We start from the raw sequence: 13,617 nt of genomic DNA, 5'->3' as shown, positions 1-13,617 counted from the left end.
CCTACGCGCCGAGACCCCGGCGTGCAGACGTGCGCATGCCGGGGTCTCGGCAGAAGACCGGGGTCTCGGTCAGTGGAAGAAGTGGCGCTCCCCCGTGAAGAACATCGTGACGCCGGCCTTGCGCGCGGCATCCACGACCTCCTCGTCCCGCACGGAGCCGCCGGGCTGCACGATCGCCGTGACACCCGCGTCGATGAGCACCTGGGCACCGTCCGCGAACGGGAAGAACGCGTCGGACGAAGCGACGGATCCGGCGGCACGGTCGCCCGCCCGCTCCACCGCGAGGCGGCACGAGTCGACGCGGTTGACCTGGCCCATGCCGACGCCGACCGTCGCGTTGTCCTTCGCCAGCACGATCGCGTTCGACTTCACGGCCCGGCACGCCTTCCACGCGAAGATCAGGTTCTCCATCTCCTCGTCGCTCGGGCGCTCCCCCGACACGAGCTCCCAGTTCTTGGCGACGGAGACGATGTCGTCCGGGAAGCGGTCCGCGTCCTGGAGCAGAAGCCCGCCGGACACGAGGCGCACGTCCATGCGCTCCTGCTGCCAGTCCTCGGGGAGTTGCAGCAGGCGCAGGTTCTTCTTCGCCTTGAACACCTCGAGGGCCGCGGGCTCGAACGACGGCGCGACGATGACCTCGGTGAAGATGTCCTTCAGGTTCTCGGCCATCTTCAGCGTCACGGTGCCGTTCGCGGCGATCACGCCGCCGTACGCCGACACGGGGTCGCACTCGTGGGCGCGGAGGTGCGCGCTGGCGATCGGGTCGAGGGCGTTCGGCGCGGTCGTGGCGATCCCGCACGGGTTCGCGTGCTTGATGATCGCGACCGCCGGCTTGACCATGTCGTAGGCGGCGCGCAGGGCGGCGTCCGCGTCGACGTAGTTGTTGTACGACATCTCCTTGCCCTGCAGCTGCGTGGCCTGAGCGATGCCGTGGCCGCCGGCGCGGGTATAGATGGCGCCGCGCTGGTGGGAGTTCTCGCCGTAGCGCAGCGTCGCGAGCCGCTCGGCCTGGATCGTCAGGTGCGCCGGAAGGTCGCCCGGGTCGTTGAGCGTGCCCTCGGCGAACCACTGCGCGACGGCCGTGTCGTAGGCCGCGGTGTGCGCGAACGCCCGCGCCGCGAGCTCCCGCCGCTGGGCGAGAGACGTGCCGCCCTGTGCCACGGCCGCGACGATCGCCGGGTAGGACTGCGGCGACACGACGATCGCGACGTTGGCGTGGTTCTTCGCCGCTGCACGCACCATGGCGGGGCCGCCGATGTCGATCTGCTCCACCACGTCGTCACCCTCGGCACCAGAGGCCACGGTCTCCACGAACGGGTAGAGGTTGACGACGACGAGCTCGAACGGCGCGATGTCGAGGTCGGCGAGCTGCCGCTCGTGATCCTCCAGGCGCAGGTCGGCGAGCAGCCCGCCGTGCACCTTCGGATGCAGGGTCTTGACGCGACCGTCGAGCATCTCGGCGACACCCGTGACCGCGGCCACATCCGTCACCTCGAAGCCGGCGTCGCGGATGGTGGACGCCGTCGACCCGGTCGAGACGATCTCTACGCCCGCCTCCGCGAGCGCAGCGGCGAGCACGAGCAGGTCGGTCTTGTCGCTGACCGAGACGAGAGCGCGCCGGATCGGCACGGTGTCGCGATCGCGGTAGAGCGTGGGGTCGTGGCGGGGGCCGGCCATGATGGGCTCCTTCGTGCGGGGCGTCGGGGGGGTCAGGGGGCGGAGGTCAGGGGGAGGTCGCCGGTAGCGATGCGCCGGACGACGTCGATGAGGAGCCGGCGCTCGACCGGCTTGATGCGCTCGTGCAGCGTGTGCTCGGTGTCGTCGGCCCGGATCGGCACGCGCTCCTGGGCGAGGATGGGCCCGGTGTCGACCCCGTCGTCCACGACGATCACGCTGGCGCCGGTCTCGCGGACGCCCGCGGCGAGCGCGTCGCGGACGCCGTGCGCTCCGGGGAACTCCGGGAGGAACGCGGGGTGGGTGTTGATGATCCGCGGCGCATAGGCGGCGACGAGGGAGGACGGCAGCAGGCGCATGAGGCCGCTGAGCACCACGAGGTCGGGCGACCAGACGGCGAGCTGACGGCCCAGCTCCTCGCCCCACGCCTCGCGGCTCTCGTGTTCGTGCCACGGCACGGTGAAGCTGGGGATGCCGAACCCCTCGGCATGGGCCAGCCCGTCGGCTTCGCGATCCGCCCCGACGACGACGACACGCGCCGGGAAATCGGGGTGACGAGCGGCCTCGAGGAGGGCGCGAAGGTTCGAGCCGGCGCCCGAGATGAGTACGGCGACCGTGAGCACGCGCCCAGTCTACCGGCGTGCCGATGACGCTCCGACCGGCGTCGCCGGAGGCCCGAGGCGGCTAGCGGCGGTCGTCGTCAGCGTGCTCCTCGGAGGCCCGTTCGGACATCTCCGCGATCCAGCGATCGGTGCGCTCCTCCGCGAGCTCGTCGCGGTTGCGGGGCGACAGCAACAGGATCGCCGCCCCGACGAGGACCTCCGCCCCCAGAGACAAGGCGAACGGCAGTATCGCCGGACCGACGACCTCGAGTCGGCCCGGGCCCATCGAACCGTTCGCGAAGGCGGCGGCGAGCGCGGCAACGCCGCCTGAGACCGCGGCGATTCCGACCGCGATCACGACGCGCTGCAGGAGCCCCAGCGGCGTCCCCTCCCATACGAGCCGCGAGCGCACGGCCCACCCGGCGAATGCCCCGGCGGCCACCGGGATCAGGATGACGATGAGCATCCAGAACGAGGAGTTCTCCGGCAACAGACCGAACGCCGGGATGCCGGGCACGACGCCGAGCTGGGTGCCGGCGGGCGACACCGCGGTCCCGGCCCCGACCGCGAACCCAGGGCCGGCCAGCCACGCGGCCGCCCACACCACGAAGGTCGGCAGATATGCGAGCTGCCCGAGGGTCAGCACGGTCGCCCCCAGGGCGTCGACCCGCGCCGCCTGGAACAGCGCGACGACCTCTCCGCCCCGCGTGAGGACCGACAGGGCGACGGCCAGGGCGGCGGCCCCGGTCACGCCCACGAGCGCGAACGCGGCGCCCCGCACGATCGCGGCGGGCACCGGCGCCCAGTCCTCCCGGGAATCCAGGATGTCGTGGATGCGGTCGAGCAGCCCGCCGTCGCCGTCCTCCCATGCCACCCGCACCGCGCCGCACACGGCGCCCACGAGGTACACGACGGGGGGCAGCAGGATGGCGAGAGCCAGCGGGACCCGCGCGGCGCCGAGCGCCGATGTGAGAGCGACGACCGTCGAGATCACGGCGAACACGACGGTCCCCGAGAGCGATCCCCACACCCAGGCCCCGGACCGAGCGGCCCGGCCCCCGGAGCGAGCGGCGAGGAGCAGGGTGAGGAGCACGAACGCCAACGGTGTGACCGAGAGGACGAAGCGCGCTGCCTCCACGGGGATCGCCAGAGTCACGAGCAGGGCGTCGGGGATCACGACCTCCAGCGGCACGCCGTGGCCGAACTGCCACAGCGTTCCGGTGAGCGGCCACAGCGCTCCCCAGTCGGCGGTCACGCCGAAAGCGAGTGTCCAGAGGAGCGTCAGCGGCGCCAGCAGCACGGCCAGACCGACGGCAGCCGTGATGGCGGCGTCGAGGGCGGCGAGGAGCGCGACGAGGAGGCGTTGCATAGCGCCTTCGAGACTACGACGAGTTCCCCTTCGGCCCCCGTGGGCGCGCGCGAGGCGGACGACACGGTAGCGTTTCTCCGGAGGTTTCCCGATGACTACTGCCCCACCCGCCCCGGCGTCCACCGGACCCACCGGTACCCTGGACCGCTTCTTCGAGATCAGCAAGCGCGGATCGACGATCGGCACCGAGATCCGTGGAGGCCTCGTGACGTTCGTCACGATGGCCTACATCGTGATTTTGAACCCGATCATCCTGTCCGGGAAGCCGGACGTCGCCGGCGACATGCTCGACTTCAACGCCGTCGGCGCCGCGACGGCCCTGACCGCCGGCATCATGACGATCCTCTTCGGTGTCGTCACCCGCCTGCCGTTCGGCTTCGCCGCCGGTCTCGGCATCAACGCCTTCGTCGCGTTCTCCGTCGTCGGCCAGGTCACCTGGCCCGAGGCGATGGCGCTCGTGATGATCAACGGCGTCGTGATCGTGCTGCTCGCCGCCACCGGGCTGCGGAAGGCGATCTTCGATGCCGTGCCCTTCCAGCTCAAGATCGCGATCACGGTCGGCATCGGCCTCTTCATCGCCTTCATCGGCTTCGTGAACTCCGGCTTCGTCACCGCGACCGGTGCCTCGTCACCGCCCGTCGGCCTCGGCGTCAACGGCTCCGTCGCGACCGTGCCGAGCCTGCTGTTCGTGATCACCCTGCTCCTCACCGGCATCCTCGTCGCGCTCCGCATCAAGGGCGGCATGCTCATCGGCCTCATCGGCGGCACCGTGCTCGCGGTCGTCGTCGAGGCGATCTGGCACATCGGCGCCCGCGGCGTCGACGATGAGGGCAATGTCGTCAACCCCGGCGGCTGGGGTCTCACCGTCCCTGCGCTGAACGGCTCCCCCGTCAGCGTCCCCGACCTGAGCCTCATCGGCGCCGTCGACTTCTCGTTCGACCTCGGCAAGGTCAGCCTCGTCGCGCTCGTGATGATCGTCTTCACGCTCCTCTTCACGAACTTCTTCGACGCCATGGGCACCATGACGGGCCTGGCGAAGGAGGCGAACCTCGCCGATGACAACGGCGACTTCCCGCGCATCAAGTCGGCGCTGGTGGTCGAGGGCGTCGGAGCGATCGCCGGTGGTGCGACCTCGTCGTCCTCCAGCACGGTCTTCATCGAGTCCGGAGCCGGCATCGGGGAGGGTGCCAGGACGGGCCTCGCGAACGTCGTGACGGGCATCGTCTTCCTCATCGCGATGTTCCTCACGCCGCTGACCTCGATCGTCCCGACCGAGATCGCCGCCGCGGCACTGATCATCGTCGGTGCCATGATGATGGCGCAGATCCGGCACATCGACTTCGGCGACTTCCGGGTGCTGCTGCCGGTGTTCCTCACGGTCTCCGTCATGCCGCTGACGTACTCGATCGCCAACGGCATCGGGGCGGGCTTCGTGAGCTGGGTGCTCATCCACGCCTTCTCCGGCAAGGCCAGGACCATCAGCCCGCTGCTGTGGGTGGTCGGCGCCGGCTTCCTCATCTTCTTCGCCCGCGGTCCCATCGAGGCCCTCTTCGGCGTCGGGATCTAGCCCGTTTCGAATCGCGCAAATGGCCCCATTCCGACACGGAATGGGGCCATTTGCGCGATTCGAAAGTGTGGCGGCATGACGAAGGCCCCGGGGTGGAGCCCGGGGCCTTCAGGTCAAGCGTAGCTCAGATCAGAGCGACTCGATGATCTCGCGCATGAGAGCGGCGGTCTCGGACGGCGTCTTGCCGACCTTGACGCCGGCGGCCTCGAGGGCCTCCTTCTTCGCCTGCGCGGTACCGGCGGACCCGGAGACGATCGCGCCGGCGTGCCCCATGGTCTTGCCCTCGGGAGCCGTGAAGCCCGCGACGTAGCCGACGACGGGCTTGGTGACGTTCGCCTTGATGTACTCGGCCGCACGCTCCTCGGCGTCGCCGCCGATCTCGCCGATCATGACGATCGCCTTGGTCTCCGGGTCGGCCTCGAACGCGGCGAGCGCGTCGATGTGCGTGGTGCCGATGACCGGGTCGCCGCCGATGCCGATGGCGGTCGAGAAGCCCAGGTCGCGCAGCTCGAACATCATCTGGTACGTCAGGGTGCCGGACTTCGACACGAGGCCGATCGGGCCCTTGCCGGTGATGTTCGCGGGCGTGATGCCGACGAGCGCCTCACCGGGCGTGATGATGCCGGGGCAGTTCGGCCCGATGATGCGGGTCTTGTTGCCCTTGCTCTGCGCGTAGGCCCAGGCCTCGGCCGAGTCGCCCACGGGGACGCCCTCGGTGATGACGACGAGCAGCGGGATCTCGGCATCGATGGCCTCGACCATCGCGTCCTTCGTGAAGGCGCCGGGGACGAAGGCGATCGACACGTCGGCGCCGGTCTCCTTCATGGCCTCGGCGACCGAGCCGAAGACGGGGAGCTCGACGGCGTTGCCGTCCTTGTCCGTGTGCGAGACCGTGGTGCCGGCCTTGCGGGCGTTGACGCCGCCGACGACCTGGGTGCCGGCCTTGAGCATCAGCGCGGTGTGCTTGGTGCCCTCGCCGCCGGTGATGCCCTGGACGATGACCTTGGAGTCCTTGTTGAGGTAGATCGACATTCTTCTCGTCCTTCAGTCTCAGGCGTTGGCGAGCTCGGCGGCCTTGTCGGCGCCCTCGTCCATGGTTGCGGCCAGGGTGACAAGCGGGTGCGCGTAGTCGGCGAGGATCGCGCGACCCTCGTCGACGCGGTTGCCGTCGAGGCGGACGACGAGCGGCTTGGAAGCCGTGTCACCCAGTGTCTCCAGGGCGCCCTTGATGCCGTTGGCGACGGCGTCGCACGCCGTGATGCCACCGAACACATTGACGAACACGCTCTTGACCTGCGGGTCGCCGAGGATGACGTCGAGGCCGGCGGCCATGACCTCGGCCGAGGCGCCGCCGCCGATGTCGAGGAAGTTGGCGGGCTTGACGCCGTTGTGGTTCTCACCGGCGTAGGCGACGACGTCGAGCGTCGACATGACCAGGCCCGCGCCGTTGCCGATGATGCCGACCTCGCCGTCGAGCTTGACGTAGTTGAGGCCGGACGCCTTGGCCTTGGCCTCGAGTGGGTCGGCGGCGTCCTTGTCCTCGAGCGCCTCGTGCTCGGGGTGGCGGATCTCGGAGGCGTTGTCGTCGAGCGTGACCTTGCCGTCGAGCGCGATGATGTCGCCGTCTTCGGTGCGGACGAGCGGGTTGACCTCGACGAGCGTCGCGTCCTCACCCTTGTACACGTCGTAGAGCTTCACGAACACGTCGGAGACCTTCTCGACGAGGTCCTCCGGGAAGTTCGCGGCGCGGGCGATCTCGACCGCCTTCTCCTTGTCGATGCCGGTCAGCGGGTTGACCTCGACGCGGGCGAGCGCCTCGGGCTTCTCGACGGCGAGCTGCTCGATCTCCATGCCGCCCTCGACGGAGCAGAGGGAGAGGTAGGAGCGGTTGGCGCGGTCGAGCAGCACCGAGAAGTAGAACTCCTCGGCGATGCGCGCACCCTGCGCGACCATGACGCGCTTGACGACGTGGCCCTTGATGTCGAGGCCGAGGATGGCCTTCGCTGCCTCGTACGCCTCGTCGGGCGTCTTGGCGACCTTGACGCCGCCCGCCTTGCCGCGGCCTCCGGTCTTGACCTGGGCCTTGACGACCACGACACCGCCGATCTTCTCGGCAGCCGCCTTCACCTCCTCGGGGGTGTCCGCGACGATGCCGGCGAGGACCGGCACTCCGTACTTCTCGAAAACGTCTCGTGCCTGGTACTCGTACAGATCCACTGTGCTTCCTTCACTGGGCTGCGGTCTGGTCTGGTGATTCTCTCGATGTCGAGACATCGACCAGTCCCCCAGCCTACTACCGCAGGCTGAGCGCTCCGACGCCCGCGGACGTGGGCGACGCCCCGACTCCTCCGGTACGATCCTCAGTCTCGGAGCAGGACGGAGGAGACCACGTGAGCGACCTCACCGCCACCCAGGCGCAGCGCATCATCCGCGAGGAGAAGCTCACCGCGACCGCCAACTGGTTCGGCCCTACAGGCCGGCCTCAGTCGTCCGCCTGGATCGAGCGGGAAGGCGAGGAGTGGATCGTCTGGGAGGCCGATGAGCGCGGTGAGCGCTTCCATGCGCCGCTCCGCTTCCGCTCGGAAGCCGAGGCCCTGGACCTCTTCATACGGATCGCTCGGCGGTATCGGGCATCGGACTCGCGCGCGAGTCGGCGACCCTCGGACGCCTCGTGACCACAACCAGGATCAGCATGGACGGTCGCGCGCCCTCACGGAAACGCGGGTCCTGGAACTGCCGTAGCGGTGCGCTCCCGCGGGGACGCTCGGGCGCGAGCCCCACGGCGGTCTAGGATTTCGCCATGCACGAATCCGCAGAGCTGCGCACCGGGGGCGTCGTCGCCGCCGCGCTCGAACTCTTCAGCGCCCAGGGGTTCGACCAGACGTCCGTGGAGCAGATCGCCAAGGCCGCCGGCGTCTCCCGGTCGACCTTCTTCCGGCAGTTCGGCGGCAAGGAGGACGTGGTCTTCGCCGATCACGAGGTCCTGCTGGAGCAGCTCCGGGAGTTCCTCGACGAGGGGCACGACGATCCGTGGGGTGCGGTCTGCGCGGCATCGGAGTCCGTGTTCACGCACTTCGCGAACGACCCTCAGCTCGCGCGACGGCGCTATCAGATCGTGCGGGAGGTGCCGGTGCTCCGCGAACGCGAGATCATCACCGTGTTCCGCTACGAGCGGCTGTTCGACGAGTACCTGCGCAGCGCCCTGCCGGGAGTGGATCCACTGGACGCGGTGGGCTTCGCGGCCCTCGTGACGGCGGTGCACAACCACGTGCTGCGGCAGCTCCTGCGCGGGCGGAAGAAGGTGCCGCTGTCCACCCTCCAGTCCGCGCTCGCGGATGCGCGTCGGCGGTACGGCGTGGGCGAGGCCGCCGACGCGGGCGCTCCGGACGACGTGGTCGTGGCGGTCTTCCCCCGGTCGATGCCGATCGCCGAGGTGACCAGGAGGCTCCGCTCCGAGCTCGACTGAGCCGACCGGGGCGGTCGTGGTACCGAGTATCGAGGAGTACGATACCTGGTGTCACGAAGGAGCACCCATGAGCATTGAAGCCTCCCCCTTCCCCGGCGAGCGCGTCTCGTCCTACGACGTCACCGGACGTCAGGGCAGCGACTACTACGCGGTCTTCGCCGACATCCCCGCCGCCGACCGGGAGGCCTGGGACCGCGCGAAGGCGTACGTCGACGAGGTCGCCCCGCAGATGGCCGAGGCGTGGGACCGCGCCGAGTACCCGCTCGACGCCGCACGCCGCATGGGCGAGATGGACCTCGTCGTCGACGGCGTCGACCACCCCGCTCTGACCCGGCTCTCCCCGCTCGCCGCGGGCCTGGTCAACATGGAGATCTCGCGCGGGGACGGCTCCCTCGGCACGATCCTCGCCGTGCAGGGGGGCCTCGCGCTGCGGACGCTCGCCCTCTTCGGTTCGCCCGCCCAGCAGGACCGCTGGCTCACGGCACTCGCCGACGGCTCGGTGCTCGGGTCCTTCGCCTTGACCGAGCCCGACCACGGCTCCGACTCCGTCTCGCTGGAGACCGTGGCCCGCCGCGACGGGGACTCCTGGGTGCTCCGCGGCGCCAAGAAGTGGATCGGCAACGGCGCCTCGGGCGGGATCACCTTCGTCTGGGCGCGGGTCGAGGACGAGTCCGCCGCCGAGCACGGGGCGGTGCGGTGCTTCCTCGTCGAGCAGGACACCCCCGGATACACCGGCACCGTGATCCGCGGGAAGGCCTCCCTCCGCGCGATCCATCAGGCCCACATCCGCCTGGACGACGTGCGGGTGCCGCTGGACGCGGTGCTGCCGGGGACGAAGAGCTTCAAGGACGCCTCGACCGTTCTCTACGCCACCCGGTCCGGGGTCGCGTGGTCGGCGCTGGGCCACGCGACGGCCTGCTACGAGGCGGCGCTGGCCTACGCGAAGCAGCGCGTGCAGTTCGGCAAGCCGCTCGCGAAGTTCCAGATGGTGCAGGAGCGGCTCACGCACATGCTCGAGGATCTGACGGCGATGCAGCTGTACTGCCGCCGGATGGCCGATCTGGAGCAGGCGGGGTCGCTGCGGCCGACGCAGGCCTCGCTCGCGAAGTTCCACAACACCCGGGCGGCCCGACGGATCGCCGCGACGGCGCGGGATCTCCTCGGCGGCAACGGCATCCTCCTCGAGAACGGCGTCATGCAGCACCTGGCCGACATCGAGGCCATCCACACCTACGAGGGCACCGAATCGGTGCAGGCGCTGCTGCTCGGCCGCGACATCACCGGGATGAGCGCTTTCGCCTAGCCCTTCGAATCGCTCACTTTGCTGGATTCGGCGGCCGGATGCAGCAAAGTGCGCGACTCGAAGCAGAGGAGGCGGTCGCGGTCGTCCCAGGGGTCGACGGGACGGAAGCCGCGGGACGTGTAGAGCCGGATCGCGGCGTCGCGCCAGTCCCAGACCGACAGCCGCACCGTCCCCTCAGCCGCCGCCAGGACGGCGTCGAGCAGCGCGGAGCCGACGCCGCGGCCGCGGACCGCCGGATCCGCCCACAGTCGCTTGATCTCGGTGTACCCGGCATGCGGAAGAGCGATCACCACGCCGACCGGAGCCTCGTCGAGCTCCGCCACGAGCACCCGTCCTCCGGCGTACGCGGTCGCCGGATCACGGACCTCCGGCCGGTACCGCTCGGGGATCTCGCCCTCGGGTTCCGCCGGATCGCCCAGGACGTCGTGCTTCTCCTGCTCGGTCTGCCGGAGGTACGTCGACACCGCGGCACCGACGAAGGCCGCGTCACCCGACCACTCCGCCTCGCGGACGGTGACGCCACCGCGCGACGCGGAGGCGGCGGGCATCAGTCGCAGCCGCAGCCGCCGGCGGGCGTCTTCACCATGAAGCACACGTCGCACACGCCGTAGTCGCGCTCGACGGGCTTCGGAGCCGCGGGCGTGCGGGGAGCGGCGGGGGTGCGCGGCGTCGAGGAGCGCTTGGCCTTGACCGGGGTCTGGGGGGCGAACTCGCTCGGGTGCGTGACGTAGAAGTAGGGCGCGCGTCCCTCGCTGGGCTGCAGGCGGAGGCGGGTGGACCCGACGGTCACGACCTCGTCCTCGGTGAAGCCGTTGGTGTACGTGCGGCCGATGTGCAGCGCCGCCCCCTCGCGGCGGATCGCCTCGATGTAGCGACCGCGATCGATCAGCGAGGTCACCCCCGCGGAATCGACGATCTCGGTGATGAACGCATGGTTCACCGGATCGATGCGGTGCGCGCGGAGCGCCTCGGAAAGCGAGCGGTACGGACGGGAGGTGCCGGCGGGGGTCGGGCCCTGGACTTCATTCATCCCTTCCAGGATCGCACGGCGCAACCCCCTCCGCCGACCGGGGGTTCGCGTGCGAGACTGACCGCATGGCACTCGCGACGATCATCGGATCCGGACCGAACGGCCTCGCCGCCGCCGTCTCCCTGGCCCGCGCCGGCTACCGGGTGCGGGTGCTCGAGGCCGCGGACACGGTCGGAGGCGGCCTGCGCACCCAGGAGGCCACCCTCCCGGGCTTCCGTCATGACGTCTGCTCGGCCGTCCACCCTGCGGCGGTGGCCTCGCCGTTCTTCCAGGCGTTCGGACTCGACGAGCGGATCGAGTGGATCCGCCCCGAGATCTCGTTCGCCCATCCGCTGGACGGGGGCCGTGCCGCCATCGCCTGGCGCGACATCGAGCGCACCGCGGCCGAGCTCGGCATCGACGGGGACGCGTGGCGGCGCCGGCTCCGCCCCCTCAGCACCCACATCGACGGCGTCACGGACTTCACCGGGAACCAGCTCCTCCGCCTCCCGCACGACCCGATCACCGCCGTGCGCTACGCCATCCGCATGCTCGATCAGGGCACTCCCCTGGCGCGCGCCGCCTTCCGCACCGACGAGGCGGCCGCGCTCATGGCGGGAGTCGTCGCGCACGCGAACTCTCCGCAGCCCACGCTCGCGGGGGCCGCGGCCGGCCTGCTGCTGGCCGGGCTCGCCCACGCCGGCGGCTGGCCGTACCCCCGCGGCGGCTCGCAGGTGATCGCCGACGCCCTCATCGCCGACCTCGAAGCCCACGGGGGCTCGATCGAGACCGGGGTCCGCATCGCCGATCTCGCCGCGCTGGACTGGGGCGACCCCGGCCGCGGCGACGTGCTCCTGCTCAACACCTCCCCCCGGCTCGCCCTCACCCACCCGGACATCCCGGCGTCGTATGCCCGTGCGCTCCGTGGGTATCGTTACGGCGCCGCGGCGGCCAAAGTCGACTTCGCGCTCGACGGCCCGATCCCGTGGACGAACGAGCACGTGCGGAGCGCGCCCACCGTGCACGTGGCCGGGACGAGGGACGAGGTGTGGAACAGCGAGAACGCGGTCGCCGTCGGTCGCGTGTCCGAGCGCCCCTACGTCCTGGCCGTCCAGCCGTCGCTCTTCGACCCGACCAGGGCACCCCACGGCAAGGCCGTGCTCTGGGCGTACATCCACGTGCCGAACGGCTCCGACCTCGACCCGACCGAGCTCATCACCGCGCAGGTCGAGCGGTTCGCGCCGGGGTTCCGCGACCGGATCCTCGCCCACCACGCGGTGCCGGCGTCCTCCCGCGAGGCGATCAACCCGGCCGAGATCGGCGGCGACATCTCCGGCGGCGTCTTCGACATGCGTCAGGCCCTGCGCCGCCCCGTCCTCTCCCCCGCGCCGTGGCGCACGCCGATGCCGGGCGTTTACCTCGCATCGGCCTCGACTCCGCCCGGGCCCGCGGTCAACGGCATGGCCGGGTGGCACGCGGCACACACCGTGCTCCGCGACGCCGGCACGCCCGCGGAACTCGACGACCTGTTCGGCTGACCCGGCTCTTTCCCCCGCTCGCTGCCCGGTCCAGGATGGGTGCATGCGCTACGAGATCCCGGCCCCCATGCTCGCCAAGGCCGTCGCGACAGTGCCCGACCCCGACAAGACACCGGGCGGGCTCCTCTACGAGCCGAAGTGGGACGGATTCCGCGGGCTCATCGCCTGGGACGGCGAGACGGTCGAGATCGGGTCTCGCGGAGCGAAGCCCCTCACGCGCTACTTCCCGGAGCTCGTCGACGCGATCCCGCAGCTGCTGCCGGTGCCCTGCCTCCTCGACGGCGAGATCGTCGTGGCCACGGGTCCGCACGGCGCGCAGCGTCTGGACTGGGAGGCCCTCAGCCAGCGCATCCACCCGGCCGCCTCCCGGGTCGCGAAGCTCGCCGTCGAGACCCCGGCCCTGTTCATCGCGTTCGACCTGCTCGCGTCCGGCGAGGACGACCTGCGCGACCAGTCGTTCGAGACGCGGCGGGCCCGGTTGGAGACGCTCATGGAGTCCGTGGAGCACCCGCTGCACCTGACGAGGACCACTCGCGATCGGGATGCCGCCGTCCGCTGGCTCCAGGAGTTCGAGGGCGCGGGGCTGGACGGCGTCGTGGCCAAGCCGCTGGCGCAGCCGTACGCGCCGGGGAAGCGCACCCTCTTCAAGATCAAGCATGCGCGGACCGCCGACGTCGTCGCCCTCGGCTACCGCATCCACAAGTCCGGCACCGGGGTCGGCTCGCTGCTCGTCGGGCTCTACGACGCCGAGGGGACCCTGCGCCAGGTCGGCGGCGTCGCGGCGTGGAGCGACGCGAAGCGGAAGCAGCTCGTGGAGGAGCTCGCTCCGCTGGTCGAGCGCGACGAGGACGGCGCCGCCGTGACGGGTGAGGGTGAGCGGTCGCGGTTCAGCGGGTCGAAGGACGTGTCGTTCGTGCGGCTGCGTCCCGAGCGGGTGCTGGAGGTGCGGTACGACCAGCTCGAGGGCGCGCGCTTCCGTCACACCGTGCAGTTCGAGCGGTGGCGGCCGGACCGCGACGCCCGCTCCTGCACGTACGACCAGCTCGACACCGTCGAGGGCTACGACCTCGCCGACGTCCTGAGCTGAGC

The 13,617-nt window shown here is 70.8% G+C and carries 13 protein-coding genes; 6 read left to right on the top strand and 7 right to left on the bottom strand.

The window, feature by feature from the left end:
* Positions 1–69: 69 nt before the first annotated feature.
* The 3 genes from purH to C6C15_RS04545 all read right to left on the bottom strand — a co-directional run bounded on the left by purH (position 70) and on the right by C6C15_RS04545 (position 3,645).
* Positions 70–1,677 carry a bifunctional phosphoribosylaminoimidazolecarboxamide formyltransferase/IMP cyclohydrolase gene (gene purH, locus C6C15_RS04555; protein ID WP_060923212.1) on the bottom strand — a complete coding sequence of 536 codons (1,608 nt, stop codon included), beginning with the start codon at positions 1,675–1,677 and terminating at the stop codon, positions 70–72.
* 32 nt (positions 1,678–1,709) lie between these two features.
* Positions 1,710–2,297, bottom strand: a complete 588-nt coding sequence (gene purN, locus C6C15_RS04550; RefSeq protein WP_105949382.1) for a phosphoribosylglycinamide formyltransferase — start codon at positions 2,295–2,297, stop codon at positions 1,710–1,712.
* A gap of 61 nt (positions 2,298–2,358) precedes the next feature.
* Positions 2,359–3,645, bottom strand: coding sequence for a cell division protein PerM (locus tag C6C15_RS04545; protein WP_083371021.1), 1,287 nt, complete (start codon positions 3,643–3,645; stop codon positions 2,359–2,361).
* 91 nt (positions 3,646–3,736) lie between these two features.
* Here C6C15_RS04545 and C6C15_RS04540 point away from each other — a divergent pair, with 91 nt between their 5' ends.
* Positions 3,737–5,212 carry an NCS2 family permease gene (locus C6C15_RS04540; RefSeq protein ID WP_105949381.1) on the top strand — a complete coding sequence of 492 codons (1,476 nt, stop codon included), beginning with the start codon at positions 3,737–3,739 and terminating at the stop codon, positions 5,210–5,212.
* 129 nt (positions 5,213–5,341) lie between these two features.
* Here the strand turns inward: C6C15_RS04540 and sucD are convergent, their stop codons facing one another.
* Positions 5,342–6,244, bottom strand: coding sequence for a succinate--CoA ligase subunit alpha (gene sucD, locus C6C15_RS04535; RefSeq protein ID WP_105949380.1), 903 nt, complete (start codon positions 6,242–6,244; stop codon positions 5,342–5,344).
* 18 nt (positions 6,245–6,262) lie between these two features.
* Positions 6,263–7,429, bottom strand: coding sequence for an ADP-forming succinate--CoA ligase subunit beta (gene sucC, locus C6C15_RS04530; protein ID WP_025103777.1), 1,167 nt, complete (start codon positions 7,427–7,429; stop codon positions 6,263–6,265).
* A gap of 173 nt (positions 7,430–7,602) precedes the next feature.
* Here sucC and C6C15_RS04525 point away from each other — a divergent pair, with 173 nt between their 5' ends.
* The 3 genes from C6C15_RS04525 to C6C15_RS04515 all read left to right on the top strand — a co-directional run bounded on the left by C6C15_RS04525 (position 7,603) and on the right by C6C15_RS04515 (position 9,981).
* The gene (locus C6C15_RS04525) at positions 7,603–7,887 is read left to right on the top strand and encodes a hypothetical protein (RefSeq protein WP_060923023.1); all 285 of its coding nucleotides are present in this window, start codon (positions 7,603–7,605) and stop codon (positions 7,885–7,887) included.
* Positions 7,888–8,012: 125 nt separating this feature from the next.
* Positions 8,013–8,678 (top strand): TetR/AcrR family transcriptional regulator, encoded by a 666-nt coding sequence (locus C6C15_RS04520; RefSeq protein WP_060923022.1) that lies wholly within the window; start codon positions 8,013–8,015, stop codon positions 8,676–8,678.
* Between the two features lie 67 nt (positions 8,679–8,745).
* Entirely contained in the window at positions 8,746–9,981 is a 1,236-nt protein-coding gene (locus C6C15_RS04515; RefSeq protein ID WP_105949379.1) for an acyl-CoA dehydrogenase family protein, read from the top strand.
* Here C6C15_RS04515 and C6C15_RS04510 read toward each other — a convergent pair.
* Both C6C15_RS04510 and C6C15_RS04505 read right to left on the bottom strand, forming a co-directional pair.
* Positions 9,978–10,529, bottom strand: a complete 552-nt coding sequence (locus tag C6C15_RS04510; RefSeq protein WP_105949378.1) for a GNAT family N-acetyltransferase — start codon at positions 10,527–10,529, stop codon at positions 9,978–9,980. The genes C6C15_RS04515 and C6C15_RS04510 overlap by 4 nt on opposite strands.
* Positions 10,529–11,011, bottom strand: a complete 483-nt coding sequence (locus C6C15_RS04505) for a hypothetical protein (protein WP_105949377.1) — start codon at positions 11,009–11,011, stop codon at positions 10,529–10,531. The genes C6C15_RS04510 and C6C15_RS04505 overlap by 1 nt, the downstream gene beginning before the upstream one ends.
* A gap of 65 nt (positions 11,012–11,076) precedes the next feature.
* On the opposite strand from C6C15_RS04505, the gene C6C15_RS04500 reads away from it, so the two are divergent.
* Positions 11,077–12,528, top strand: a complete 1,452-nt coding sequence (locus tag C6C15_RS04500; protein ID WP_105949376.1) for a phytoene desaturase family protein — start codon at positions 11,077–11,079, stop codon at positions 12,526–12,528.
* 43 nt (positions 12,529–12,571) lie between these two features.
* Positions 12,572–13,615 carry an ATP-dependent DNA ligase gene (locus tag C6C15_RS04495; protein ID WP_060923017.1) on the top strand — a complete coding sequence of 348 codons (1,044 nt, stop codon included), beginning with the start codon at positions 12,572–12,574 and terminating at the stop codon, positions 13,613–13,615.
* Positions 13,616–13,617: the final 2 nt, after the last annotated feature.

Origin of the sequence: Microbacterium sp. str. 'China', from assembly GCF_002993305.1 — a bacterium.
Taxonomy (GTDB): Bacteria; Actinomycetota; Actinomycetes; order Actinomycetales; family Microbacteriaceae; genus Microbacterium; species Microbacterium paraoxydans.
The sequence above is the reverse complement of the archived record's forward strand: the minus strand, read 5'-3'. Positions and strand labels throughout refer to the sequence as shown.